26 protein-coding genes are annotated in these 25378 nt (G+C 69.2%); 14 read left to right on the top strand and 12 right to left on the bottom strand.

Annotation, left to right across the window (positions count from 1 at the left end; genetic code table 11):
* Window positions 1-6: 6 nt before the first annotated feature.
* A complete protein-coding gene (gene purL, locus ABD663_RS10320) occupies window positions 7-2343 on the bottom strand; it encodes a phosphoribosylformylglycinamidine synthase subunit PurL (RefSeq protein ID WP_344738175.1) in 2337 nt (778 codons plus the stop codon).
* 234 nt (window positions 2344-2577) lie between these two features.
* The gene (locus ABD663_RS10315) at window positions 2578-3129 is read right to left on the bottom strand and encodes a hypothetical protein (protein WP_344738173.1); all 552 of its coding nucleotides are present in this window, start codon (window positions 3127-3129) and stop codon (window positions 2578-2580) included.
* Between the two features lie 243 nt (window positions 3130-3372).
* On the opposite strand from ABD663_RS10315, the gene ABD663_RS10310 reads away from it, so the two are divergent.
* The 5 genes from ABD663_RS10310 to ABD663_RS10290 are packed head-to-tail and all read left to right on the top strand — an operon-like array spanning window position 3373 to window position 6584.
* Window positions 3373-3702 carry a PadR family transcriptional regulator gene (locus ABD663_RS10310; protein WP_344738171.1) on the top strand — a complete coding sequence of 110 codons (330 nt, stop codon included), beginning with the start codon at window positions 3373-3375 and terminating at the stop codon, window positions 3700-3702.
* Window positions 3703-3704: 2 nt separating this feature from the next.
* Window positions 3705-4085 (top strand): DUF1048 domain-containing protein, encoded by a 381-nt coding sequence (locus ABD663_RS10305; RefSeq protein ID WP_344738169.1) that lies wholly within the window; start codon window positions 3705-3707, stop codon window positions 4083-4085.
* Complete coding sequence (locus ABD663_RS10300; RefSeq protein WP_344738167.1) at window positions 4082-4867, top strand: ABC transporter ATP-binding protein; 786 nt, start codon at window positions 4082-4084, stop codon at window positions 4865-4867. Before ABD663_RS10305 ends, ABD663_RS10300 begins: the two co-directional genes overlap by 4 nt.
* Window positions 4864-5631, top strand: coding sequence for an ABC transporter permease (locus tag ABD663_RS10295; RefSeq protein WP_344738165.1), 768 nt, complete (start codon window positions 4864-4866; stop codon window positions 5629-5631). The genes ABD663_RS10300 and ABD663_RS10295 overlap by 4 nt, the downstream gene beginning before the upstream one ends.
* Window positions 5632-5687: 56 nt before the next feature.
* Entirely contained in the window at window positions 5688-6584 is an 897-nt protein-coding gene (locus tag ABD663_RS10290; RefSeq protein ID WP_344738163.1) for a TerC family protein, read from the top strand.
* 21 nt (window positions 6585-6605) lie between these two features.
* Here ABD663_RS10290 and ABD663_RS10285 read toward each other — a convergent pair whose 3' ends face one another.
* Window positions 6606-7256: a TetR/AcrR family transcriptional regulator C-terminal domain-containing protein gene (locus ABD663_RS10285; RefSeq protein WP_344738161.1), complete on the bottom strand. Its 651-nt coding sequence runs from the start codon at window positions 7254-7256 to the stop codon at window positions 6606-6608.
* Window positions 7228-7719, bottom strand: a complete 492-nt coding sequence (locus ABD663_RS10280; protein WP_344738159.1) for a DUF6326 family protein — start codon at window positions 7717-7719, stop codon at window positions 7228-7230. The genes ABD663_RS10285 and ABD663_RS10280 overlap by 29 nt, the downstream gene beginning before the upstream one ends.
* A gap of 206 nt (window positions 7720-7925) precedes the next feature.
* Here ABD663_RS10280 and ABD663_RS10275 point away from each other — a divergent pair, with 206 nt between their 5' ends.
* From ABD663_RS10275 to ABD663_RS10265, 3 genes are all read left to right on the top strand, one after another.
* Window positions 7926-9290: an ABC transporter substrate-binding protein gene (locus tag ABD663_RS10275; protein ID WP_344738157.1), complete on the top strand. Its 1365-nt coding sequence runs from the start codon at window positions 7926-7928 to the stop codon at window positions 9288-9290.
* 30 nt (window positions 9291-9320) lie between these two features.
* Window positions 9321-10262 carry a carbohydrate ABC transporter permease gene (locus ABD663_RS10270; protein ID WP_344738155.1) on the top strand — a complete coding sequence of 314 codons (942 nt, stop codon included), beginning with the start codon at window positions 9321-9323 and terminating at the stop codon, window positions 10260-10262.
* Between the two features lie 94 nt (window positions 10263-10356).
* A complete protein-coding gene (locus tag ABD663_RS10265; RefSeq protein ID WP_344738153.1) occupies window positions 10357-11199 on the top strand; it encodes a carbohydrate ABC transporter permease in 843 nt (280 codons plus the stop codon).
* A 21-nt stretch (window positions 11200-11220) separates the two neighbouring features.
* Here ABD663_RS10265 and ABD663_RS10260 read toward each other — a convergent pair whose 3' ends face one another.
* Window positions 11221-12375 (bottom strand): mandelate racemase/muconate lactonizing enzyme family protein, encoded by a 1155-nt coding sequence (locus tag ABD663_RS10260; RefSeq protein WP_344738151.1) that lies wholly within the window; start codon window positions 12373-12375, stop codon window positions 11221-11223.
* A 102-nt stretch (window positions 12376-12477) separates the two neighbouring features.
* On the opposite strand from ABD663_RS10260, the gene ABD663_RS10255 reads away from it, so the two are divergent.
* From ABD663_RS10255 to ABD663_RS10235, 5 genes are all read left to right on the top strand, one after another.
* Complete coding sequence (locus ABD663_RS10255; protein WP_344738149.1) at window positions 12478-13221, top strand: FadR/GntR family transcriptional regulator; 744 nt, start codon at window positions 12478-12480, stop codon at window positions 13219-13221.
* Between the two features lie 212 nt (window positions 13222-13433).
* On the top strand, window positions 13434-13898 hold the full coding sequence (locus ABD663_RS10250; RefSeq protein WP_344738147.1) for a GNAT family N-acetyltransferase: 465 nt from the start codon (window positions 13434-13436) through the stop codon (window positions 13896-13898).
* 179 nt (window positions 13899-14077) lie between these two features.
* Window positions 14078-14833, top strand: a complete 756-nt coding sequence (locus tag ABD663_RS10245; RefSeq protein WP_344738145.1) for an SDR family NAD(P)-dependent oxidoreductase — start codon at window positions 14078-14080, stop codon at window positions 14831-14833.
* Window positions 14834-15004: 171 nt separating this feature from the next.
* The gene (locus tag ABD663_RS10240) at window positions 15005-15376 is read left to right on the top strand and encodes an ArsR/SmtB family transcription factor (RefSeq protein WP_344738143.1); all 372 of its coding nucleotides are present in this window, start codon (window positions 15005-15007) and stop codon (window positions 15374-15376) included.
* A 1-nt stretch (window position 15377) separates the two neighbouring features.
* Window positions 15378-16358 carry an SRPBCC family protein gene (locus tag ABD663_RS10235; protein WP_344738141.1) on the top strand — a complete coding sequence of 327 codons (981 nt, stop codon included), beginning with the start codon at window positions 15378-15380 and terminating at the stop codon, window positions 16356-16358.
* A 31-nt stretch (window positions 16359-16389) separates the two neighbouring features.
* Here ABD663_RS10235 and sufU read toward each other — a convergent pair whose 3' ends face one another.
* The 6 genes from sufU to ABD663_RS10205 are packed head-to-tail and all read right to left on the bottom strand — an operon-like array spanning window position 16390 to window position 22864.
* The gene (gene sufU, locus ABD663_RS10230) at window positions 16390-16830 is read right to left on the bottom strand and encodes a Fe-S cluster assembly sulfur transfer protein SufU (RefSeq protein WP_344738139.1); all 441 of its coding nucleotides are present in this window, start codon (window positions 16828-16830) and stop codon (window positions 16390-16392) included.
* A complete protein-coding gene (locus ABD663_RS10225) occupies window positions 16827-18110 on the bottom strand; it encodes an aminotransferase class V-fold PLP-dependent enzyme (protein ID WP_344738137.1) in 1284 nt (427 codons plus the stop codon). Before ABD663_RS10225 ends, sufU begins: the two co-directional genes overlap by 4 nt.
* Complete coding sequence (locus ABD663_RS10220; protein ID WP_344738135.1) at window positions 18107-19351, bottom strand: amidohydrolase; 1245 nt, start codon at window positions 19349-19351, stop codon at window positions 18107-18109. The genes ABD663_RS10225 and ABD663_RS10220 overlap by 4 nt, the downstream gene beginning before the upstream one ends.
* 27 nt (window positions 19352-19378) lie before the next feature.
* The gene (locus ABD663_RS10215; RefSeq protein ID WP_344738133.1) at window positions 19379-20380 is read right to left on the bottom strand and encodes a LacI family DNA-binding transcriptional regulator; all 1002 of its coding nucleotides are present in this window, start codon (window positions 20378-20380) and stop codon (window positions 19379-19381) included.
* A gap of 8 nt (window positions 20381-20388) precedes the next feature.
* On the bottom strand, window positions 20389-22062 hold the full coding sequence (locus ABD663_RS10210) for a glycoside hydrolase family 13 protein (protein WP_344738130.1): 1674 nt from the start codon (window positions 22060-22062) through the stop codon (window positions 20389-20391).
* A gap of 49 nt (window positions 22063-22111) precedes the next feature.
* Window positions 22112-22864: a maleylpyruvate isomerase N-terminal domain-containing protein gene (locus ABD663_RS10205; RefSeq protein ID WP_344738127.1), complete on the bottom strand. Its 753-nt coding sequence runs from the start codon at window positions 22862-22864 to the stop codon at window positions 22112-22114.
* Window positions 22865-23008: 144 nt separating this feature from the next.
* Here ABD663_RS10205 and ABD663_RS10200 point away from each other — a divergent pair, with 144 nt between their 5' ends.
* Window positions 23009-23527: an adenine phosphoribosyltransferase gene (locus ABD663_RS10200; RefSeq protein WP_344738125.1), complete on the top strand. Its 519-nt coding sequence runs from the start codon at window positions 23009-23011 to the stop codon at window positions 23525-23527.
* A 22-nt stretch (window positions 23528-23549) separates the two neighbouring features.
* Here ABD663_RS10200 and ABD663_RS10195 read toward each other — a convergent pair whose 3' ends face one another.
* On the bottom strand, window positions 23550-25271 hold the full coding sequence (locus ABD663_RS10195) for an aminotransferase class V-fold PLP-dependent enzyme (protein WP_344738123.1): 1722 nt from the start codon (window positions 25269-25271) through the stop codon (window positions 23550-23552).
* Window positions 25272-25378 lie beyond the last annotated feature (107 nt).

Below are 25378 nucleotides of genomic sequence, written 5' to 3'. Positions count from 1 at the left end.
CAGGTCTCACACCGCCGAAGGCTCGGCGACCGTCGGCCCGAACGCGGCGGGCAAGGTCGCACGCGACAGCCCGCGCAGTTCGTCTGCGGTGAGCGTGAAGATCCCCTGCACCTCGAGGGCGGCGGGGTCGCCGTCGGCGGCGGCATCCGTCACGCCGATCCGCAGCACGGGGTAGCCGCGGCCTTCGCACAGGCCGCGGAACTTCACGTCGTCTTCGCGGGGCACGCTCACGATCACGCGGCCGGTCGACTCCGAGAACAGGGCGGATGCGGCATCCACCCCGTCGCGCTCCATGAGCTCGGTCAGCCACACGCGCGCACCGACGCCGAAGCGCATGACGCCCTCGGCGAGCGCCTGGGCGAGGCCACCCGACGACAGGTCGTGCGCCGACGACACGAGCGACTGCTGCGAGGCGGCCTGCAGCAGCTCCGCCAGCCTGCGCTCGCCGGCGAGGTCCACCGCGGGCGGACGACCGCCGAGGTGACCGTGCACCGTCGCGGCCCACTGCGATCCGGAGAGCTCGGTCGAGGTGACGCCCAGCAGGTAGATGTTCTCGCCCGGATCCTGCCACCCCGACGGGATGCGGCGGGCGACGTCGTCGATGATGCCCATCACTCCGACCACGGGGGTGGGGAAGATGGGCTGGTCGCCGGTCTGGTTGTAGAACGAGACGTTGCCGCCGGTGACCGGGATCCCGAGTTCGAGGCATCCGTCGGCGAGACCCTCGACCGCGCGCGAGAACTGCCACATCACCTCGGGGTTCTCGGGGCTGCCGAAGTTGAGGCAGTCCGTGACCGCTGCGGGCACGGCCCCGGTGACGGCCACGTTGCGGTACGCCTCGGCGAGGGCGAGCTTGGCGCCCTCGTAGGGGTCGAGCTGGCAGTAGCGCCCGTTGCAGTCCGTGGCGATCGCGAAGCCGAGGCCCGACTGCTCGTCGACGCGGATCATGCCGGCATCGTCGGGGAAGCTCAGCGCCGTGTTGCCCATCACGTAGTAGTCGTACTGATTGGTCACCCACGACGTGTCGGCGAGGTTCGGGCTCGCGACCAGGCGGGTGAACTGCTCGCGCAGCGCATCGGGGTCGGAGGGCCGCTCGAGCGCCGACGCCGAGTCGTCGCGCAGGTCGTCGATCCAGGTCGGGTAGGCGACCGGGCGCTCGTACACCGGGCCGTCGACCGCGACGGTCGAGGGGTCGACATCGACGATCTGCTCGCCGTGCCAGAAGATCTGCAGGCGGCCGTCGCCGGTGACCTCGCCGAGCACGCTCGTCTCGACGTCCCACTTCTCGACGACCGCGAGGAAGGCGTCGAGCTTGTCGGGGGCGACGATCGCCATCATGCGCTCCTGCGACTCGCTCATCAGGATCTCTTCGGGCGTGAGCGTGGGGTCGCGCAGCAGCACCTTCTCGAGGTCGACGCGCATGCCCGACCCGCCGTTGGCGGCCAGCTCGCTCGTCGCGCACGAGATGCCCGCGGCGCCGAGGTCTTGGATCGCCTCGACGAGGCCGTCGCGGTACAGCTCGAGGCAGCACTCGATGAGCACCTTCTCGGCGAAGGGGTCGCCGACCTGCACCGCCGGGCGCTTGGTGGGCCCGCCCTCGCTGAACGTGTCGGACGCGAGGATGGATGCTCCCCCGATGCCGTCGCCGCCGGTGCGGGCGCCGAACAGCACGACCTGATTGCCGGCTCCCGACGCGTTGGCGAGCTTGAGGTCTTCGTGGCGCAGCACGCCCACGGCGAGCGCGTTGACGAGCGGGTTGCCCTGGTACACCGGGTCGAACACGGTCTCGCCGCCGATGTTGGGCAGGCCCAGGCAGTTGCCGTAGAACGAGATGCCGCTGACGACGCCGTGCACCACGCGCGCGGTGTCGGGGTCGTCGATCGCGCCGAAGCGCAGCTGGTCCATGACGGCGACCGGGCGGGCGCCCATCGAGATGATGTCGCGCACGATGCCGCCGACGCCGGTGGCGGCGCCCTGGAACGGCTCGATGTAGCTGGGGTGGTTGTGGGACTCGACCTTGAAGGTGACCGCCCAGCCCTCGCCGATGTCGACGACGCCGGCGTTCTGGCCCATTCCGACCATCAGGCGGGTCTTCATCTCGTCGCTGACCTTCTGGCCGAACTGGCGCAGGTAGATCTTGCTGGACTTGTACGAGCAGTGCTCGCTCCACATGACCGAGTACATGGCGAGCTCGCCCGAGGTGGGGCGGCGGCCGAGGATCTCGCGGATCTGCGCGTACTCGTCCGGCTTGAGTCCGAGCGCCGCATACGGCTGCTCCTTCTCGGGCGTCGCGGCCGCGTTCTCGACGGTGTCGGCGACGGAGGCCGAGGCGGGGGTGGTCATACGGCTGAGCTCCAGGGGATCACGGGCGCCGGACGGCTCCCATCCTAGTTGTCGCGGGCACGGTGCAGGGGCCGCGCCTGTTCCCTGCGACCGCGGCAGTTCTCCGCGGGTGCGCGGCAGTTTCCTGCGACCGCGGCGTCGGGCGACGCAGCATCCGCAGGAAAGTGCAGCGGATGCCTGCGGGCGCGGCCGTGCCGGGCGGGGGCGGGGCGGCGGCGGAGGGGGACAGGGCGATCAGCGGCCGGGGCGTGGCCGCGACGACGGCAACCCGGCCTCGCGCAGGATGTCATACAGCTCACGCGGAGCGGTCAGCTGCCGCACCCGCCACCGCGAGAACGCGGCCACCTGGCGGCGGAGGTCGTCTTCGCGATCCTTCTCGTCGAGGAGCACCTGTTGCGCGGAGCGGCCTCTGAGCAGCCGTGGGTCGCGGTACTTGCCGGCTCCGTCGAACTCGCCGATGTGCCGGAACTCGCGCCAGAAGAAGTCGGTGAAGGCGTCGCGCCCGTCCGACAGCACGAAGTGCGCTTGCAGTTCGGGCGTCGGGAATCCCATCGTCCAGACCAGCACGCGACTCTGCGATTCCCGCACACTGTCGGCCAGCGGTGTCGCGAACTCGGCCGCCCGCACCGCCCGCGCCGCTCCGCGCCCGACCCGGCTGTGCGCGGCATCCCGCAGCTCGGCGCACGTGACGAGCGGGCCGCCCTCGCGGCGATGCCACAGGGCCTGATCGGCGACGGCGACGGCCTCGGGCAGTCGGAGCGCGGCGGCCGCGAAGTGGGAGACCACCCGGCCGGGACGGATGCGAGCACCGACCTCCCACACCACCTGCGCGTGGCGCGCTCTCAGCGAGCGCGGCAGTTCCCCGCGGGTGCGCTGCAGTTTCCTGCGACCGCGGCGTCGCGCGACGCAGCATCCGCAGGAAAGTGCAGCGGATGCCTGCACGGCCGCGGTACTGGGTGTTGCTATGTACCGGTACTCAGTGTTACTCTGTAGCGGTAGTCAACGACAGTGAGTACCACAGGAGGCGCGATGGGCAGGCAGGACACCGAGATGCTCAAGGGCGTGCTCGAGGGCATCGTGCTCGCGATCCTGGCGTCGCGTCCTGCGTACGGATACGAGATCACCGCGCGGCTGCGCGAGCAGGGATTCACCGACCTCGCCGAGGGGACGATCTACGCCCTGCTGGTGCGCATCGAACAGCGCGGACTCGTCGACGTCGAGAAGGTGCCCTCCGAGAAGGGCCCGCCGCGCAAGGTGTACTCGCTCAACGCGCAGGGCCGCGAAAGCCTGACCGAGTTCTGGAGGACGTGGAGCTTCCTCGTAGAACGACTCGAACGACTTCACGACGGAAAGGAATGACCATGGTGTCGAAATGGATCGAGGTCCTCACCGGACCCCTCGAACAGAAGAAGCAGTACCGTCAGGCGAAGGCACGCCTCGACGCCCTTCCCGAGCCGTACCGTGCGGCCGCGGCCGCTGTGAACCGGTACCTCATGTACTACGGCGGCGTCGTCGACGGCGACACCATCGTGCAGATGTTCGCCGACCACGCCGACCTCTGGGAGGCCGCGGCCGCCGACGGCACACCGGTGCGGGTGATCGTCGGCGACGACCCGGTCGGGTTCGCCGAGACCTTCGCGCAGGCGTACGGCGGCAAGTCGTGGATCGACAAAGAGCGTGCCCGCCTCACGAAGGCGATCGACGACGCCGCGGATGCCGCGGATGCCGGGGGTCGGTCATGACCGCGATCGCCGAGCCGGCCATCCGGGTCACCGGGCTCACCAAGTCGTTCAAAGAAGCCGAGGTGCTGCGCGGCGTCGACCTCACCGTCGAGCGGGGCACCATCTTCGCCCTGCTCGGCTCGAACGGAGCCGGCAAGACCACGGCCATCCGCATCCTCTCGACGCTGATCGCCGCCGACGGCGGAACCGCGTCGATCGACGGCCACGACGTGGGATCCGACGATGCTGCCGTTCGCGCGGCGATCAGCCTCACCGGCCAGTTCGCCGCGGTCGACGAGATGCTCACGGGTCGTGAGAACCTCGTGCTGATCGCCCGGTTGCGGCGGCTGCCGCAGCCCGGCCGCATCGCCGACGACCTGCTTGCGCGCTTCGCATTGACGGATGCCGGAGGCCGCCGCGCCGGCACCTACTCGGGCGGCATGCGCCGCCGCCTCGACCTCGCGATGAGCCTCATCGGCGACCCGCCGGTGATCTTCCTCGACGAGCCGACGACGGGCCTCGACCCCGAGGCGCGCCTCGAAGTCTGGGGGGCCGTGAAGCAGCTCGCTGTCGGGGGCACCACGGTGCTGCTGACCACGCAGTATCTCGAAGAGGCCGAGCAGCTGGCTGATCGCATCGCGATCCTGCACCAGGGCGTGATCGTCGCCGACGGCACGCTCGCCGAACTCAAGAAGCTCCTGCCTCCGGCGCAGGTCGAGTACGTCGAGAAGCAGCCCTCGCTCGAAGAGGTCTTCCTGGCGATCGTCGGCGCGCGGGGCACACCACAGAAGGAACAGTCATGACCGCGCACGTTCTCACCGACACGTCCGTTCTGACCGGGCGGTCGCTGCGTCACATCCTGCGCAGCCCCGACACGATCATCACCACCGTGATCACCCCGATCGCCCTGCTGCTCGTCTTCGTCTTCGTCTTCGGCGGCGCGATCGACACCGGTCAGACTTCGGGCTCGTACATCGACTACCTGCTGCCCGGCATCCTGCTCATCACGATCGCCTCGGGAGTCTCGTACACCTCGTACCGGCTGTTCCTCGACCTCAAGGGCGGCATCGTCGAGCGATTCCGCTCGATGCCGATCGCGCGGTCGAGCGTGCTGTGGGCGCACGTGCTGACGTCGCTCGTGTCCATCCTCGTGTCGCTGGCGATCGTCGTCGCGGTGGCGGTGCTGCTCGGCTTCCGCACCGCAGCCGGTGTCGGGGCGTGGCTCGCCGTGACCGGCATCCTCGTGCTCTTCACTCTTGCGCTCACCTGGATCGCGGTCATCGCGGGGCTCTCGGCGAAGACGCCCGACGGCGCCGGCGCCTTCTCGTATCCGCTCATCTTCCTGCCGTTCATCAGTTCGGCGTTCGTGCCCACCGACACCATGCCGGCGCCGGTGGCGTGGTTCGCCGAGCACCAGCCCGTCACGCCGATCGTCGACAGCATCCGCGCGCTGTTCGCGCAGCAGCCGGTCGGGACGGAGCTGTGGATCGCGCTCGCGTGGTGCGTCGGCATCCTCGTGGCGGCGTTCGCCGGCGCACTGGCGATCTACCGGCGCCGGTTCCGCTGACGCACCAGGGCGTGCGCTCCGAGAACACTCGGGGCGCACGCCCGTAGGATCGACGCGTGGACTTCTCCTTCGAATTCACCCCCGACCTGGTCGCCGTCTTCTTCACGCTGTTCGTGCTCGAGGTGGTGCTCGGCGTCGACAACGTGATCTTCATCTCGATCCTCGCCTCGAAGCTGCCCAAGGAGCAGCAGGCCCGTGCGCGCAATCTCGGCCTGACGCTCGCGATGGTGATGCGGGTCATCCTCGTGCTGTTCGCGGGGTGGATCATCACCCTCAAGGACGACATCTTCACCATCCTCGGCATGGGCTTCTCGTGGAAGGACCTCATCCTCATCGCCGGTGGGCTGTTCCTCGTCTACAAGGCGGTCACCGAGATCCATCACAAGCTCGAGGGACACGAGGAAGGGCACGGTGGGCCGAGCCGCGGCACCGTGACCTTCGCGGGCGTGCTGGCGCAGATCCTGGTACTCGACCTGGTGTTCTCGCTCGACTCGGTGATCACCGCCGTCGGCATGACCGAGAACCTGCTCATCATCATCACCGTGGTCGTGCTCTCGTTCGGCATCATGCTGTTCGCCGCCCGGTTCATCTTCGACTTCGTCAACAAGCATCCGACCGTCAAGATGCTCGCGCTGTCGTTCCTGCTGCTCATCGGCGTGTTCCTGGTCGCCGAGGGCTTCGACATCAAGATCGACAAGGCCTTCATCTACGGACCGATGGCGTTCGCGATCTTCGTCGAGGCGCTGAACCTGTGGGCGGCCTCGCGGCGCGCCAAGCGTGAGAAGAAGCGCCAGACCGCGGTGCGCCTGCGCCCCCAGTACCCCGACGTCGACGAGTCGGTCGCCGTGTCGGCCGCTCTGTCGCGGGGACCGGGTTCGGGGGCGGTCGGCCTCTCGCGCAAGTCGGTCGTGGGCGATGCCGACCCCGATATCGAACGCCAGGGCCTCGGCTGACCCGGCGGGCGCTGCGCGCGGCTACGGCGCGGCGCGCCGCTGCGCCTCGATCGCGTCGAGGATGAGGTCGAGTCCCGCCGCGAACTCGTCGGCGAAGGCGAACGTCTTGTCGGCCAGCAGTTCCGCGCGGTGCGCCGCGATGTACGGGTAGTCGTCGGCGGATGCCCCCACCTCGTCGGCGAACGCCGCCTCCGCTCCCTCGCCGGCGGCGAAGGGAAGGGATGCCTCGGTGAGGACGAACCCGTAGACGAACGCGTCGATCGTCGAGAAGGCATGCGTCGCGAGGGCGGCCGAGAACCCCGCCTCGGAGAGGCACCCGAGCACGCGATCATGGTGGCGCAGGAGGGCCGGGCCGGGCTTCGGGCGCGACTCCAGCATCCCGAGGGCCCACGGATGGCTGCCCAGGACGGCGCGGGCGGAGGTCGCCCGCGCCGTCATGGACTCGCGCCACGGCTTCGCCGGGTCGGGGAGGTCGATCTGCAGGAAGGCCCAGTCGGCCAGCCCGTCGAGGAGCGCCTCCTTGTTGGGCACGTGGTGGTAGAGCGACATGGCTTCGCTGTCGAGTTCCGCCGCCACGTTCCGCATGCTCACCGCGGCGAGGCCGCCCCGATCGGCGACCGCGGCCGCCGCATCGATGATGCGGTCACGGCTGAGTCGTGCGCGGGCTGCCATGACTCCATGCTGTCACCCGTTCCGGGGCCGCCACGCGCGGCCAGGCCCACACGCAGCGCAGGATGTAGGCGAGCAGGACCAGTTCGACGCCGATCGAGAGGGCGTAGAACGAGGCCCACTCCCATGTCTCACCGACCGCGTTGAACACCGTGACCGGGATGTAGAGCACGGCCACGACGAGGTTCGTCATCCGGTTCGCCCGGGCAGGCAGCGCCAGCGAGAGCCACACCATGAGCGCCGGGACCGAGACGAGCGCGAGGAAGGCGGTCATCAGCGCCGGGCTGATGTCGAACTCGAACACGCGACCGCCGCCGATCGCCTCGATCGTGCCGGGCTTGTAGAGGTGGTAGTAGTCCACGTAGATGTACAGGAACATGAAGCTCGTCCAGGCGGCGGCGATCTTGGCTCGCACGGAAACCGGCTGGTTCGCGAGGTCGGTGCTGGGGTGGCGGGAGGGGGTCAACGGGGCTCCTTGCGGTCGGTGATTCTTACGAGCGTAAGAATCAGGATGCCGCAATCTTACACATGTAAGTGACCTTCGTGGCCGCCTCTGGCGATTGCGTACAGATCCACATTGCTCATAGGTACGATGTATGATCTACTAGTTTTCAGCGCACCGCGCCCGCGGTTGCAGTCGTCAGAGAAGCCGACCAAGGAAGGCCCCCGGCAATGGCACCACAGCATTCACAGACCTACATCCGAACCGCAGCGGCCACGGTGATCGCGTTGACCGGTGCCCTTGCGCTCAGTGCGTGCTCGTCGGCGACCGAGGAGGTCGACAGCGAACTCGGCTTCGTCGCGGCAGAGCAGAACCCCGACGCCGAGATCACCGTGTGGGTGGACGCGGCGCGCGAACCCATCGCCACGGCATTCGCCGAGGAGAACCCCGACATCCCGATCTCCATCGAGACCTACGACGGCAATGCCGGCGGCAGCGGCTCATTCCAGACGCGCATCGCGCTGTTCGATCAGTCCGGTGAGGGCTGGCCCGACGTCGTCTTCTCCAGCCAGACCAACGACACCTCGTGGGCGGCGAAGGAGAACGCGGGCGTGCAGGCCTTCGCAGCGCCTCTCAACCAGGGCTACCTGGACGAGTCGTACCTGGACGGGTTCACCCCGGGTGCTCTGGATCCCATGACGGTCGACGGCACCGTCTACGGTGTGCGCAACGACCTGGCGCCCGTGCTTCTCTGGTACAACCAGGACCTTCTCGATGAGTTCGGATACGACATCCCCGAGACGTGGGAGGAGTACGAGGAGCTGAGCGACAAGCTCGCCGCCGAGCACCCCGGCTACATCCTCGGATCGGTCGGAGACTCGTTCGTCGGCACGTACGTGTACTACTGGGGTGCCCAGGCACCGATCTTCCAGCTCGACGGCAACACCTTCAGCTCTGACTTCGAAGACCCGTACTCGGTCGCGATGACCGACATGCTCGACCACATGGTCGACAACGGCACCCTGGTCACCGACAGCATCTTCAGCGCGACGTTCGTCGAGAACTACGCCGACAAGATCGTCGCGATGCCCGGTCCGGCGTGGTACGCAGGGGCGATCTTCCAGAACCCCGACAACGTGAACGCCCCGGCAGGCACCATCGGCGCGGCGAACCCGCTGTACTGGGAGGGTGAGGACCAGGTCACCGGCAACGTCGGCGGAGGTGTCTGGTACGCATCCAGTCACTCGGAGAACCTCGACGCCGTCGCTGCCTTCCTCGAGTACGTCACCGCGTCGGAGGCGGCCGTCGAGCTGGCCACCGGACTGCCCGCGTACCAGTCGACCGCCGACAGCTGGCTCGCCGGTCAGGCTGAGAGCGGCTTCTTCCTGGGTGATTTCGAGGGCGCGATGTCGACCGCCGCGTCGAGCGTCTGGAGCGGCTGGGGCTTCCCGAACTTCAGCCCCGAGGTCGCCTACGCCGAGGTGGTCGTGCCCGCGCTCGCAGAGGGGACCCCGATCGCGGATGTCACCGCCGATTGGCAGGAGCGTTACCTCAACGAAGCGCAGATCAACGGGTACGAGACCGCGCAGCGATAGCACCGACTCGGTAAGGCACGTGTCAGCACCATGACGGATCTCTCAACGGCACCTGCCGCCCCGCCCGCGCGGGCGGGGCGGCAGGTGCCGCCCTCATCGCGCAAGCGTCCCGATCGCAGCCAGGCGCGGATCGGCGTGATCTTCGTCAGCGGGTACACCGTCCTGCTGCTCGCGTTCGGCCTGCTGCCGGTCCTCTACGCGCTCTACCTGGCCTTCACCCGCGACAACGCCTTCGTCGGCTTCGACAACTTCGCCAAGGTCTTCGACGACTTCCGGTTCTGGCCCGCCGTCGGACATGTGGCCGCCTACGTGGTGGTGTGGCTGCTGACCCTGACGGTGTTCACCGTTCTGCTGGCGCTGCTCGCCCACGGGCTGCGCTCGAGGTTCGCCTCGAGCTCCCTCCGCTTCCTCTATTACATTCCCGGGGCGCTCGCAGGCGCCTCGAGCGTGATGCTGTGGCTGTTCCTCCTCGACCCCACCGTGAGCCCGGTCTCCGGCGTGCTGTCGCTGTTCGGCTTCGAATCCTTCGTGCAGGTCGTGGCGCTCGACAACCTGCCGGTGCTCTTCACGCTGATCGCCTTCTGGACCGGCGCGGGCGGGTGGATCGTCATCCTCTTCGGGGCTCTCAACAACGTGCCGCAGGAGGTCATGGAGGCGGCGCGCATCGACGGCGCCGGCCCGATCAAGACCGCGTGGCACATCCAGATTCCGTTGATGCGCAAGTGGATCAGCTACATGGTCGTCATGTCGCTTGCGGCAGGCACCCAGTTGTTCGTCGAGCCGCGGGTCCTCTCCCAGGCATCCAAGGGCGTCGTGCCCCAGGACTACTCGCTGAACCAGCTCGCCTACCTCTACGCGTTCCGGCAGAACGACTTCAGCGGATCCGCGGCGATCTCGATTCTTCTGCTGGTCGTCGCGGCGGGGCTCTCGGCGCTGTTCGTCTTCCGAGGAGGACTCTTTGACCGCGACTGAATCCATCGTCCGGCAGTCCGCGCCGGACGCACGCTCCGGACGACTCCGCGCGAGGGGGGAGGGACAGCACTCACCCCGCACGTGGGTCGCGAGAGTGCTCGCCTGGGCGGTCCTCGCGTTCTTCGTCGTCTTCTTCATCCTGCCGATCGTCTGGCTGCTGCTCGCGCCGACCAAGACGCCGCGCCAGCTGCTGCTGGACAATCCGTTCAGCTTCGGCGGCTTCGACACCCTCGCGGCGAACTGGGACGCCCTCATGACCTTCCAGAACGGGATCGTCTGGGTCTGGATGGGGAACGCCACCCTCTATGCGGGCGTTGCGTTGGTGATCACGCTCGTCGTCAGCATCCCCGCCGGCTACGCCCTCGCCCTCGTCGAGTTCCGATTCCGCAGTCTTCTGCTGATGGTCACGCTCGTCGTGATGCTCATCCCGAACACCGCGCTCGTACTCCCGGTCTTCCTCGAGCTCAGCGCCGTGGGGCTCGTCGGAACGCCCTGGTCGGTCATCCTGCCGTTCTCGTTCTTCCCGTTCGGCGTGTATCTCACCTACATCTACTTCTCCACCGCGGTTTCACGCGACCTGCTCAATGCAGCGCGCATCGATGGCGCGGGTGAGTTCCGGGTCTTCGCGCAGGTGGCGATGCCCCTCGCGACCCCGGTGATCGCCCTGGTGGGCTTCTTCAACCTGGTGGCGAACTGGAACAACTACTTCCTTCCGTTCGTCATGGTGCCCGGGCGCAAGTCGCCGATCCAGGTGGGCCTCGCCGAACTGCTCTCCAACGTGCCGCTGTTCAACCCGACGTCTTCGGGCTCGGTGACGATCGATCTTCCGGTTCTCGCGATGGCGACGATCATCTCGGTCGCGCCGGTGCTCGTGATCTTCCTCTTCTCGCAGCGCTTCCTGGTGTCGGGGCTGACTGCGGGGGGCACGAAGGAGTAGGCCCCGCGGGGCGGGCTCGGCTCAGCGCGGGTAGAGTGCGCCGGGGACGAGCTGAAGCCCGGCACGACGAGACCGCACATGCGGGCCTTCGGGCGCGAGCCAGGAGGCGAGACGCTGATCCTGGGCGATGGCCCGCTCGTCGATCGTGACTCCCGCGCCGGGCTCGTCGCCCAGGACGATGCCGCCGTCGGCGTACTCCTGGTCCAGCAGCATGCCGAACGGGCCGCGCACATCCTGCACCTCAGCCGAGAGGTGGTTCGGGACGGCGGCCGCCGCCGCGGCGACCGCGTGATTCGCCGTGAGTCCGACCGGGCTCACGGGAAGATCGCGGCTGTGGGCGGTGATCGCCACGCGGAGGAAATGGGTGATCCCCCAGCCGGCGCCCGCCTGGACGACATCGACCGCGTTCGCGTCGAGGAGAGGTCGATACTGCTCCAGACCCGTGAGGTTCTCACCGGTGGCGACGGCAGCCCGGATCGCCGAGGTCAGCTTGGCGTGCCCCGTGGCATCCCAGCGCCGCAGCGGCTCCTCGATCCACGCCAGGTCGACGGCTTCCTCGACCTTGGAGAGATAGCGAATGGCCTGCTTGAGATTCCACGACTCGTTCGCATCGAGCATGAGGCCCGGGTTGTCGGCGTTCGCGCGCAGGGCATCGGCGATGATGCCCAGACGGCGGATGTCGTGAGTCCAGTCCCGGCCGCCCTTGAGTTTGCCGCTGGTGAAGCCGCGTTCGGCGAACGTCGCATAGAACGCGTGCAGGGCCTCGTCGTCGAGCGCGATGTCGAGGCCCGACGCATAGCCGGGCACGAATCGGTCGGTCGCCCCGAGCAGCCGCCACAGCGGCTCGCCGGCAGCCTTCGCCTTGATGTCCCACAGAGCCATGTCGAGGGTGCCGATCCCGCCGAACGCCGCCCCGCCGTGGCCCGTCTTGAACATGATGGCGAGCATCGCGTCGTACAACGACTGCACTCCCCGGGGGTCCTTGCCCTCGAGGGCCTGGAAGAGCCGGGGGACCTCGGCATGGGATCCCATTCCCACCCCGTCGATGCCTTCATCGGTCTCGATGATGACGAGCGGGACTTCGGTCACGCCCGAGTCGATGAACCCGTTGACATCCCCGATCGGTCGTCCCCAGTCGTGAAAGGTGCGCAGTGTGCGGAAACCCGTGATCTTCATGAGGTCCTGGCTCGTCGTCGTTGAGGATGGGCAATAAACAGCATACATCACATGTATGTTGGATCGCTGTTGCCGAGTTCCACCGACGAATAGAGTTGACCAATGGCCCAGAGTTCGAACGATGCCCACGTCGGTGGACGGGCGCCGTTCGACCGCATCGGCGTCGTCGTGCTCCGCGAGCTGGTCGAGTCCATCGTGTCCGGACATTTCGCGCCCGGCAACGCCCTGCCTCCCGAGGCCGTCCTCAGTCGCGACTTCGGCGTGAGCCGTACGGTGATCCGCGAGTCGGTGAAACGGCTGCAAGAGAAGGGCATGGTCACCGTCGCCCAAGGTCGCGGCACGCATGTGAACCCGATGTCGCAGTGGAATCTGCTCGACCCGCTCGTGATCACCGCACTCATCGGCCACGACGACGCGCTGGGCATTCTCGACGACCTGAGCGTCGTTCGCGCATCCCTCGAGGCGACGATGTCGGGGGCTGTTGCCGCGTCGCACGACGATGACGATATCGAGCGGCTCGAAAGAAGCCTCGCCGCCATGAGGGACGCGATCGCCGACTCGACGGCGTTTCGCGAAGCCGACGTCGCCTTCCACCTCGCCGTGATGGAGATGTCGGGGAACCTGCTCGCAGAGAACATCGCGGGCGTCCTGTACCAGCGCGCCCGCGAGAGCGCGCGCTATGACGGGCGTGATCCGGTCGACGCGTTCGAGCGCACCTGCGAAGAGCACGCACGGGTCGTCGAGGCCATCGCCGCCGGCGATGTGCAGGGCGCTCGCGCAGCCATGGAAGACCACATCATCGGATCGTGGGAACGTCGGCGGCTGCCCAACCTCAAGCGGGACTGACTCCGCGGGGGATTCGGAGTTCTCCTCTGCGAGGTCGACGAGAAAGCTCCGACCCGGTGGAACTAGGGTTGTGGCCCAGAGCCCTACTGGGGATGGGTGCACGGTTTCGTTCAGCGAGATAGCGTTCGCTTCGCGTCGGCTCGAGAACCTCCGCGACGGCTCCTGACTCGAGACGAAACTGGTCCGTAACCTGCCGTGCCTAGTCTCGCGGGGTGACTCAGCCGACGTTTCGAATCGACGACCTCTCTGGCCAGGCATCTCGCGATCTTGTCGCCCTGCACATGGCGGGCATGCATGCGTTGAGTCCCGCTGGGAGTGTCTTTGCACTTGACGTTGCTGGGCTGCTCGATCCGAGCGTGACCTTCTGGTCAGGATGGCGGGACGACACACTGGTGGCCATCGGGGCGCTACGCACCCTCGACGCGGAGAACGCGGAGATCAAATCGATGCGGGTGGCGTCCGAGTTTCTCGGTACCGGTGCTGGCCGGGCGACGCTGCGCCACATTCTCAGCGAGGCGGCGCTGCGTGGGGTGAGGTTCGCGTGGCTCGAAACGGGAAGTTCCGAGGCGTTCCTACCGGCCCGGCAGTTGTATCTGAGCGAGGGCTTCACATTCTGCGGGGCCTTCGGGGACTACGTCGAGAACCCGTTTTCGGTCTTCATGCGCCACGAGATATAAAGGCCCCGCGAACGATGCGGCCGGTGGGCGCACAGCTGGCGGTTCGAGTCGCTGCGCGAGAACGGCGACGCCAGCTGGAGGCAACCTGACATGCAGCAGGTCGCCGGGCGCCGGCGAATGCTCTCCGTGCGGCGTCGTGGGCTTGGCTACTGTAACGGTTGCTCTGCCATCATGGCGGTGTGATCGACACCTCGCAGATGAGTCGCCGTGACCGCGCAACTGTCGCGCTTGTGACGGGTGCGGGACGCGGAATCGGAGCGGCGATCGCGCGGGCGCTGTCCGAACTGGACTACGTGGTTGTCGTTACGGACGCGGTCGAGCGTCGTGCAGAGTCCGTGGCCTCTTCCCTCAACGCTGAGTCCGCGGGTCTCGATGTCGCCGACGAAGGGCAGTGGAAGGCCGTTGTTGCTACGACGGAGCGTCGCCACGGCGGCGTGGACGTCCTCGTCAACAATGCCGGGGTTGGGTTCGCCGCGGCCCTGGACCGCACGTCGCGTGAGAAGTGGGACGGCGTGCTGGCCACGAACCTGACGGGTCCGTTTCTCGGGTGCAAGGCAGTCGCTCCGGTGATGAGACGCGGTGGCGGTGGGGTGATCGTCAACGTGTCATCCATTGACGCCATTCGCGGGCGAGAGGGTCTGCACGCCTATGCGGCATCGAAAGCGGGCTTGCGCGGTCTGGGTCAGTCGCTCGCGGTTGAGTTGGCCGCGGATGGGATCCGCGTCAACACGGTTCTGCCGGGGCTGGTGCCGACGTCGATGACTTCGCGTGTGGATCCCGGCTCCTTCGACATCCCGCTCGGTCGTGCTGCGCAACCGGACGAGATCGCGCAGGTCGTCGCGTTCCTCGCGTCACCGGGCGCGAGCTACGTCTCAGGTGCAGAAGTCGTCGTCGACGGGGCCCTGACAGCGCGTGTAGCCAGACGCGACGGTTGACGCAGAGGGTTGCGCGCCACTTCCGAGGTAACCGTGGTTGATCACGGCGTCGTCTGCGTCGCGGAACACGGGCGTCTCGGTCGAGACCGTCTTCCCGCTAGTGCAACGAGAACGCGTTCCCGACACCTGAGGTATTGACATCCGCTCGACGGCGCCCTAATGTACAACCAAATGGTTGTACATTCTGAACTCAGCGACGACGAGATCGATCGCGTCTTCCACGCCCTGGCCGCAGCCACGCGGCGAGACATCCTGCGACGCACCATCGAGCAAGAGCACTCGGTCTCGACGCTCGCCGCCGACTACGACATGTCGTTCGCCGCCGTGCAGAAGCACGTGGCCGTACTCGAGGCGGCGAACCTCATCATCAAGCGCGCCGAAGGAAGGGAGCGTCTCGTGCGAGCCGACCCCGCCACCATTGCGCGCGCCCGCACGCTGCTGGCCCGCTACGAGGACCTGTGGCGCTCGCGCGTGCACCGCCTCGACGCGATCCTCGCCGAGGCATCCGCCTCAGACACCGACACCGACACCGAAAGGGACTGACATGCCTGTCACCGACATCACCACCGACCCCGAATCCCTCACCATGACGCTCACCGCCGACTTCGATGCACCCGTCGAGCGCCTGTGGGGCGTGTTCACCGACCCGCAGCAGCTCGGTCGCTTCTGGGGTCCTCCCGGCTGGCCGGCGACCTTCGCGCTGTTCCAGCTCGCGGTCGGAGGTCGCGCCGAGTACCACATGTCCGGCCCGCGCGGTGAGTCGTCGCGAGGAGCCTGGGAATTCCTGTCGATCGACGAGCCTCGCCGGTTCGAAGTGCTCGACTCGTTCGTCGACGCCGACGGCGCACCGATCGACGGGATGCCGTCGATGCGCATGACCTTCCACTTCGACGAGACCGCGACGGGGTCTCGGCTGACCAACGTGACGTACTTCACGTCGGCCGACGCCCTCGAACAGGTCGTCGAGATGGGCGCCGTCGAGGGATCGCGCCTCGCGATGAACCAGCTCGACCGCGTGCTGCAGGGGCTGCGGGAGTGGGCGCAGGGACAGGGCACGCAGACCGAGATCCTCAGCGACCAGCACGTGCGCATCACGCGGCTGATCGAGGGACCGCGCGAGCTCGTGTGGCAGGCCTACACCGACCCCGAGCTCATGAAGCGCTGGCTGCTCGGTCCTGATGGATGGCGCATGTCGGTGTGCGAGATCTCGACCGAGCCCGGCAGCTCCTACCGCTATGCATGGGAGCCCGAAGCGGGCACGCCCGGCGAGGCATTCGGGTTCGAGGGTGAGGTGCTGCTCGTCGAGGAGGGTCGCCGCATGGTGACCACCGAGCAGATGTCGGGCACCGATTACCCGCCGACGCTCAACGATCTCACCCTGTACGAAGAGGACGGCGCGACGCTCATCACCACCCTCATCGAGTACCCCGACGCGCAGACGCGCGACATGGTGCTGGCCACCGGCATGACCGACGGCATGGAGACCAGCTTCGCCCGGCTCGAGGGCATCCTGCAGGAGGCCTGAACACCGGCGCGCGTGCTCGCGCGGGCGGCTGCTACGCCCGCGCGAGGGCGTCTTCCAGTGCGACCCACGCGAGCATGGCGCACTTCACCCGAGCTGTGTACTTCGAGACCCCCGACAGCGCGGCCGCATCGCCGAAAGTCTCCTCGTCGAGGGGCACCGTGCCGCGCGAGCGCAGCGCCGTGCGGAAGCCGTCGATGAGAGCGGATGCCTCGGCCCGCGGCATTCCGTCGACGAGACCGGTGAGCATCGAGGCGGACGCCTGCGAGATCGAGCATCCGCTGCCCTCCCACGTGACATCCCGCACCGCGCCGCCGTCCGCGGAGAGCCGCACGCGCAGGGTGATGTCGTCGCCGCACACCGGATTGTGCTGGTGCGAGGTTGCCGTGGGCGCCTCGTCGTCGGCGAGCCCGTAGCCGTCGCGGGCCTTGGAGTGGTCGAGGATGAGCTCCTGGTAGAGCGACTCGAGGCTCATGCGCCCGCTCCGAAGAACCCGCGGATTCCCGAGACGGCGTTCAGCAGCTCGTCGATCTCGTCGTCGGTGTTGTACACGGCGGCGCTCGCCCGCACCGTGGCGGTCATCCCGAACCGGCGGTGCAGAGGCTGCGCGCAGTGGTGCCCGACCCGCACCGAGATGCCCCGGGCATCGAGGAACTGTCCGGCGTCGTGCGCGTGCACACCCTCGACCTCGAACGCGCACAAAGCGACGCGGTCGGCGCCCTCGGCGTCGCCGAGCAGTCGGATGCCGGGGAGCGACCGCAGCCCCTCGCGCATGCGACGTTCGAGCCGCACTTCGTGAGCGTGGACGGCACCCATGCCGATGCCGTCGAGATAGCGCACAGCGGCGGCCAGACCGATCGCCTGCGACACCGGCTGCGTGCCCGCCTCGAACCGCTGCGGCGGCGGCAGGTACTCCGACTCCCCGAGGCCCACGCGGGTGATCATCGAGCCGCCCACCAGGAACGGTGGCAGGTCTGCGAGCACGTCGGCGCGACCATAGAGGCCGCCGATCGCGTACGGGCCGAGCATCTTGTGCCCTGAGAACACCGCGAGGTCGACGTCGAGAGTGGGCAGGTCGAGCGGCAGGTGCGGCGCGGACTGGCACGCGTCGAGCACCGTGAGCGCTTCGGCGTCCCGCGCCATCTCGACCAGCGCGACGACCGGGTTGACGATCCCCAGCACGTTCGACACGTGCGGGAACGCGACGACCCGCGTGCGCGGCCCGATCACGGATGCCGCCGACTCGAGGTCGAGCGTGCCGTCGTCGTGGACGGCGATGTGGCGCAGCACGGCACCGGTGCGGGCCGCGAGCTCCTGCCACGGCAGCAGGTTCGCGTGGTGCTCGGTCTCGGTGACGACCAGCTCGTCGCCCGGCTGCAGCGCGAAGCGCGCGCTCGCGGGCAGTCCGCGGCCGGCGGTCGCGTTGCCGATCGCATACGCGACCAAGTTCAGGCCCGCGGTGGCGCCCGACGTCCAGACCAGCTGGTCGGGGTCGGCTCCGACGAAGCCGGCGACCGTCGCGCGGGCGTCTTCGAAGAACTCGGTGGCCTCGGCGGCGAGGGTGTGGGCGCCGCGGTGCACGGCGGCGTTCGCCGTGCGCAGGAAGTCGACCTCGGCGTCGATGACCGCGCGCGGCCTCTGGCTGGTGGCCGCGGAGTCGAGGTAGATCGCCCTCGTGCCGTCGGGGCGGTCGGCCAGCAGCGGGAAGTCCTGGCGGATCGCCGCGAGATCGAGGTCGGGCGTGGTGGAACTCACACTTCCAGGCTACGCGCGCCCAAGAACTCCCGGGCGGCCACGACGATGTTCTCGACGCCGTTGGAGAGTGTGGGCTGAAGCACCGGGGCGAAGAACGGCGAGTGGTTCGTCGGGATGTCGCGCTCGATGGTGCCGGCGGCCGCGGCATCCGCGTACTTCTGCGGGTCGACGCCGCCCCAGAACCAGTAGACGAGCGGGGCGCCCGACTCGCGGGCGAACCACGAGACGTCCTCGCTGCCGGTGAACATGCCGGGGTCGACGACGGTGCCGTCGCCGAAGTGGCGGTCGAACGCGACGCGCAGCCTGTCGGTCGCCTCGACGTCGTTGATGGTCGGCGGCAGGGTGTGGTCGGTCACGATGGTCGGCGGCTGTTCGGCGCCGGATGCTGCGGCCTCGGCCCGCACGATCCGCTCGACCTGCTCGAGCACGCGCTCGCGGGCCTCGTCGTCGGGGTAGCGCAGGCTGAGTTCGAGTACGGCCTCGGCGGGGATGATGTTGTTCTTCAGCCCGGCGTGGATCGAGCCGACGGTGACGACGGCGACGTTGCGCGGGTCGGTCTCGCGCGAGACGATCGTCTGCAGCCGCATGACGGTCGCCGCCGCCATGACGATCGGGTCGATCGTGGCGTGGGGGCGCGAGCCGTGCCCCCCGCGGCCGTAGAGGGTGACGCGCAGCCCGTCGGAAGCCGCCATCTGCGTGCCGCTGCGCACCCCGATCGTGCCCGCCGGCAACGGGGTGACGTGCTGGCCGAGCACGACGTCGGGCGTCGGGTAGCGGTCGAGCACACCGTCGGCGATCATCGCCTGCGCTCCCGCACCGTACTCTTCGGCGGGCTGGAACACGACGACCACGGTGCCCGTCCACTCGTCGCGGGTGGCGACGAGGCGTTCGAGCGCCCCGAGCATCGCGGACACGTGCATGTCATGGCCGCACGCGTGCATGACGGGCACGTCGGTGCCGGTGGGGTCGGTGCCGCGGGCGGTGCTCGCGTACTCGAGCCCGGTGCGCTCTTCGACGGGCAGTGCGTCGGTGTCGGCGCGCAGCCAGATGACGGGACCGTCGCCGTCGGGGCCGGGGTTGCGCACCACCGCGACCACACCGGTCTTGCCGACGCCCTCTTCGTACTCGATGCCCAGACGCTCCAGCGTGGCGGTGATCACCCCGGCCGTGCGGGTCTCCTGGAACGACAGTTCGGGATGCCGGTGCAGGTCGGTGTAGAGGGCTTCGAGGTCGAGGGTCATGGCGACGAGCCTAGTTCGGCGTCGGCGCTACTGCGGAGGCGGCGCTGTCGAGCCGCGGTCGACCAGCCGGTGTTCGAGCGGCTCGGCGTGCGGCGGCTCCCCCTCGATCGCGGCGAGGATCGCGGCTGCGGCGCGCGCGCCTTGCTCGCGCGGGAACTGAGCGACTGTCGTCAGCTGGAAGAACTCACCCAGCTCATGCCCGTCGACCCCGATCACCGACACGTCCTCGGGCACGCGCAGGCCGAGCTCGCGCGCGGCGAGCATCGCACCGATGGCCATCTCGTCGGATGCCGCGAAGATCGCCGTCGGGGCGTCGTCGGCGCCGAGCAGGCGGGTGGCGGCGTCGTGGCCGCCCTTGACGGTGAAGTCGGCGGCGTCGAACGGTGCCGCGTCTGCCGGGATGCCGGCGGCCTCGAGTGCGGCGTCGAACCCGGCGCGACGCTGGGCGGGGACGTGGAAGTCGCTGTCGAAGCGGGTGTCTGCGCCGAGGTGGGCGATGCGGGTGTGGCCGAGCTCGAGCAGGTGCTCGGTCGCGAGGCGTCCGACGGCGACGTCGTCGACCGAGAGCGTTGCGACACCGGGGGTGGGGCCGCCGATCGCCACGACGGGGCGGTTCAGCTCGCTCAGGCGCCGGCGCTCATCGGCGTCGAGCTCGATCGAGATCGCGATCACGCCGTCGACCCGTCCGCGCCGCAGCGATGTCTCGAAGATCTCGCCCCGATGGCGGCGGTCGTCGGTGAGGTTGTAGAGCGCGATGTCGTAGCCGTCGTCGAGCAGCGTGTCGGCGATGCCGCCGAGCACGGTCGAGAAGAACCACCGGTCGAGGTAGGGCAGCAGCACGCCGATGTTGCGGGTGCGGCCCGATGCGAGACCCGACGCGGTCGACGAGACCACGTATCCGAGACTGCGCGCGGCTTCCTCCACCCGCGCGCGGGTGGCCTCGGCGACCGGCCCGCGGCCGCTGAGCGCGCGCGAGACGGTCGCGGTGGAGACCCCCGCGCGCTCGGCGACGTCGTCGATGCCCGCCATGGCGCTTCCTACGCCGCCGCGATCCAGCAGGCGGCGTCGGCGGGGAGCACGCCGTCGACGACATCGGCGCTGCTCACCAGCACTTCACCGTCGGGAACGCGCACGGGCGTGGAGCCGGTGTTCGCCACGACGAAGACATCCCCGTTGCGGAACGCGACGGTGTCGTCGGCGATGTCGAGCCACTCCAGCTCGCCGGAGCCCAGTGCGTGCGCGTGCCGCGTGGCCAGGAGCGTGCGGTACAGCGAGAGGGTCGATGCCGGATCGCCGTCCTGCGCGTCGCGGGCGAGCTCGCCCCACACGGCAGGCTGCGGCAGCCACGACGCGCCCGTCGGGCTGAATCCGTACGCGGGGGCGTCGGAGCGCCAGGGGATCGGCACGCGGCATCCGTCACGGCCGTACCGCTCTCCGCCGGTGCGGAACCACGTCGGATCCTGCCGCACATCGTCGTCGAGCTCGACGACCTCGGGCAGCCCCAGCTCTTCGCCCTGGTAGACGTAGGCCGAGCCGGGCAGGCCCAGCATGAGGGTGGTCGCGGCGCGCGCGCGGCGCAGGCCGAGTTCGGCGAGCGGCTTCGCCGGCGACCGCGGACCCAGCCCGTGCCCCTGCGGGATCGGCGCCGTCAGCGCGTAGCGCGTCGCGTGGCGGATGACGTCGTGGTTCGACAGCACCCACGTGCTGGGCGCGCCGACGGCGCCGAACGCGCGCAACGACTCGGTGATGACCTCGCGCAGCTCGTCGGCATCCCAACCGGTGAGCAGGTAGGGGAAGTTGAACGCCTGCTGCATCTCGTCGGCGCGCACCCACAGGGCGGTCTCGTCCTCGGTCGGACGCCACGCCTCGGCGACGAGGGCGCGATCGCCGTCGTACTCGGCGAGCACCCGGTTCCACTCGCGGTAGATCTCGTGCACCCCCGGCCGACCCCAATAGGGCACGTTCTCTTCTTCGCCGCCCATCGAGTCGGCGTCCGCCGGCGGATGGTAGTCGGGCAGCCCCTCGGCCTTGACCAGGCCATGGGCGACGTCGACGCGGAAGCCGTCGACCCCGCGGTCGAGCCAGAACCGCAGGATGCGCACGAATTCCTCGTGCACGACCGGGTTCGACCAGTCGAAGTCGGGCTGCGACGAGTCGAACAGGTGCAGGTACCACTGCCCCGGCCGGCCGTCTGCCTCGGTGATGCGGGTCCAGGCCGGGCCGCCGAAGACGGACTCCCAGTTGTTGGGCGGTTCGGCGCCGTCGGGCCCTTTGCCGTCGCGGAAGATGTAGCGGGCCCGCTCGGCGCTGCCGGGCTCGGACGCGAGAGCCTGCTGGAACCAGGCGTGCTGGTCGGAGGAGTGGTTGGGCACGAGGTCGATGATCACCCGGATGCCGCCGGCGTGGGCCGCGGCGAGCATGTCGTCGAAGTCGTCGAGGGTGCCGAACAGCGGGTCGACGTCGCAGTAGTCGGCGACGTCGTAGCCGGCATCCTTCTGGGGCGAGCGCTGGAACGGGCTCAGCCAGATGGCGTCGACGCCGAGGTCGACCAGCGCGCCGAGGTGCGAGGTGATGCCGGGCAGGTCGCCGATCCCGTCACCCGAGGCGTCGGCGAACGAGCGCGGATAGATCTGGTAGATGACGGCGGTGCGCCACCACTCGGCCCCGGGTCGGGTCGGGCTCAGCTGCGAGGTGGGGGTGGGGTGCGGCATCAGGTCAGCCTAGTGCAAGCGCTTGCATCCCGCATCAAGTCCGCAGAGGTCAGGGGTGCACATGGGAGGTCAGGAAGGACTCGGCCACGACGGGATCGCCGACGACCTCGAGACGGCCGGATGCCTCGGCGAGAGGCATCCGCTCCCACGCGAACAGGACGACGTCGCCGAGGGCGCCCCGCACAACGGTGGCCCTGTCGTCGTGACCTCGAGACACCTCCCAGTGCGGCGAGATCAGCCAGGCATCGTCGGAGTCCGTCGACTGCAGCACCAGGGTGCCCGGCAGCGGCGCGATCATGCCGGCGCGCAGGGTGCGGGCGAGGAACACGCCGAACAGCTCATCGACGGCGTCGGCCTGCATCGCGGCTCCGCCCTCGTCGGGCAGCGGGGGCCGTGGGGTCGCCGCCGATCGCAGGTCCCACACGTGCTTGCGGGCCTCGTGGGTCATGCGGCGCCGCCAGAAGCCGGCCGCGCCGGCGCCCAGCAGCGTCCAGCACTCGCGGGCGGGGTCGGCGGCCCGCAGCGCATCGGTCAGCCTCTCTGCGGACTGCCGGTACCACCTCACCCGGTCGACGCCGGTCGGACGGGCGAACGACGCCCGATCGGTGGATGCGCCCGTGTCGACGACCTGCGCGGCCCAACGTTGGATCTGGCCGAGATGATCGACGAGTTCGCCGGCGGTCGGCCACAGCTGTGACGAGATCGGCGCATCCGGATCGGTCGCGGCTGCCTCGTCGGCGAAGGCGGCTGACAGGGCCTCGACCGCCTCGACGTACTCGTCGGGCCCGATCGGATCCGCCATCGTGCTGCCTCCCCGTGCTCGTCCCCCACCCTAGGCCGTCCTCACCACCCCCCTGGGGTCGAGCGGACGAGGATGCACGCGACACGCCGTGGCGAGCGTGCATCCTCGTCCGCTCGGTGTGAGGGCGGGGCCTAGGGTAGGCGCGTGGACACGCCCGAACTCCAGCGCGCCGAGGGGCTCATCCGAGAGATCCCCGACTACCCCGAGCCTGGCATCCTCTTCCGTGACATCACACCCCTGCTGGCGGATGCCGCGGCGCTGCGCGCGGTGACGACGGCGCTCGCCGAGCCGTATCTCGGGCGGTTCGACGTCGTGGCCGGCGTCGAGGCGCGCGGGTTCCTGCTGGCCGGCACGATCGCCGCGATGACCGGCACCGGGCTCGTGCCGATCCGCAAGGCCGGCAAGCTGCCGCGGCCTGCGGCATCCGTCGCCTACGACCTCGAGTACGGCCGCGCCGAGATCGAGGCGCACGACGACATCACCGACGGCACGCGCGTTCTGCTGGTCGACGACGTGCTCGCCACCGGCGGCACCCTCGCGGCCGCCTGCGAGCTGGTCGGCGCACTCGGCGGGGAGATCGCGGGCACCGCGGTGCTGATCGAACTGGGGGCCCTCGGCGGGCGCGCGCTCGTGCCCGGCGTGCACACGGTCTTCACCGTCTGACGCGCGGACGGCGGCCGCGCGCCTAGGGCGTCAGGCACACCGCGGGCAGGTCGAACCAGCGCAGGTGCTCGAAGTCGTCCGAAACGCCGGGCATGCGGGTCGCTTCGTGGCCGACGTCGGTCGCCGCGACCGCGAACAGCGCTTCTGCCTCGGCGAGGTAGCCCGTCAGCGCCGATTCGGGGGCGCGCTCGTCGTGGTGCGGGAACGTCAGGCGGCCCTCGTCGTCGAAGCCCACCTGGCGCAGGCGCAGCGGCGGCTCGGCTGAGGCGCGGCGGTGGTGCCACAGCCCGGTCGCGGGGTCGAACGTGTAGTCGGGCAGCATGCGCCAGCCGTCGCGGGCGACCATCTTGACCGCCTCGACGAGATAGTCGAACACGGCGGGCGAGATGAAGTAGTTGAAGTTGATGCGCACCCACCCGGGCTTGATGCCCTCGCATCCGCGCGAGATCTCGCGGTCGTACTCGGCCGAGCGGTCGACGTCGATACCCAGCAGGTGGTGGCCGTACGGGCCGGCGCACGAGCATCCGCCGCGCGACTGGATGCCGAACAGGTCGTTGAGCAGCGACACGACGAAATTGTGGTGCAGGAACCGCCCCGACGGTGTGCGCACGACGAACGAGACGATCGACAGCCGCTCGGCGTCGAGGTTGCCGAGCACCTCGATCGCGGGCTCATCGGCCCAGGCGGCGACGGCGCGGGCGAGCAGGTCGTCTTCGAGGGTGCGGATCGTCTCGACCCCCACCGCCTCCTTCAGGCCGAAGACGACGCCGGCGCGGATCGCCTCGACGATCGCGGGCGTGCCGCCCTCCTCGCGGTGGGCGACGTCGTCGAGGTAGCGGTGCTCGGTCGGGTTCACGTAGGCGACGGTGCCGCCGCCGGGCACGTCGGGCACACGGTTGCTCGCCAGCTCGCGGCGGATGACCAGCACGCCCGGCGTGCCGGGGCCGCCGATGAACTTGTGCGGGCTGATGAACACCGCATCCTTGTACGTGCCCGATGCCAGGGCCTCGGCCGGCGCACCCTGGTACATGTCGATGTCGACGTAGGGGGCGGCGGCGGCGAAGTCCCAGAACGACAGCGCGCCGTGCGCGTGCAGCAACGCCGAGATGCGCGCGGTGTCGCTGACGATGCCGGTGACGTTGCTCGCCGCCGAGAACGATCCGATCTTGAGGGGTCGCATCGCATGGCGGGCGAGCTCGGCTTCGAGCACCGAGACGTCGATGTGCCCGTCGGCGTCTTGCGGGATCGTGACGACGTCGGCGATGGACTCGCGCCACGGCAGTTCGTTGGAGTGGTGCTCGAACGGTCCGATGAAGACCACGGGGCGCTCATCGGCCGGGATCAGGGCGCTGAGGTGATAGCGGTCCTCGAGGGGCGACGGGATGCGCAGCCCCAGCATCCCGACGAGCTTCGCGATCGCCCCCGTCGCGCCGGCGCCGGCGAAGATGACCACGACGTCGTCGTCGCCGCCGACGGCGCGGTGGATGACCTCGCGGGCGTCTTCACGCAGCCGGGTGGTCTGCAGGCCCGTGCCGCTGGACTCGGTGTGGGTGTTGGCGTAGCGCGGCAGCACCTCGTCGTGGATGAAGTCCTCGATGAAGCTCAGGGCGCGGCCGGATGCCGTGTAGTCGGCGTACGTCACACGACGCGGGCCGTACGGGCCGGGGACGACCTGGTCGTCGCCGATCACCGAGCGGCGGATGCGCTGCAGCAAGGGGGTGTTCCGCAGGGAGTCGGTGTCCACCCTCGGCAGGGTAGCGCCGATGGGCGACGTCGGCGACGGGGGTCGTCGATCGGTGACGACGCACTCCTGTAACGGGCGGGAAACCCCCCGGGGCGCTCGACCGCAAT

The organism is Microbacterium awajiense, from assembly GCF_039536545.1.
In the GTDB taxonomy this organism is placed as follows: Bacteria; Actinomycetota; Actinomycetes; order Actinomycetales; family Microbacteriaceae; genus Microbacterium; species Microbacterium awajiense.
The sequence above is the reverse complement of the archived record's forward strand: the minus strand, read 5'-3'. Positions and strand labels throughout refer to the sequence as shown.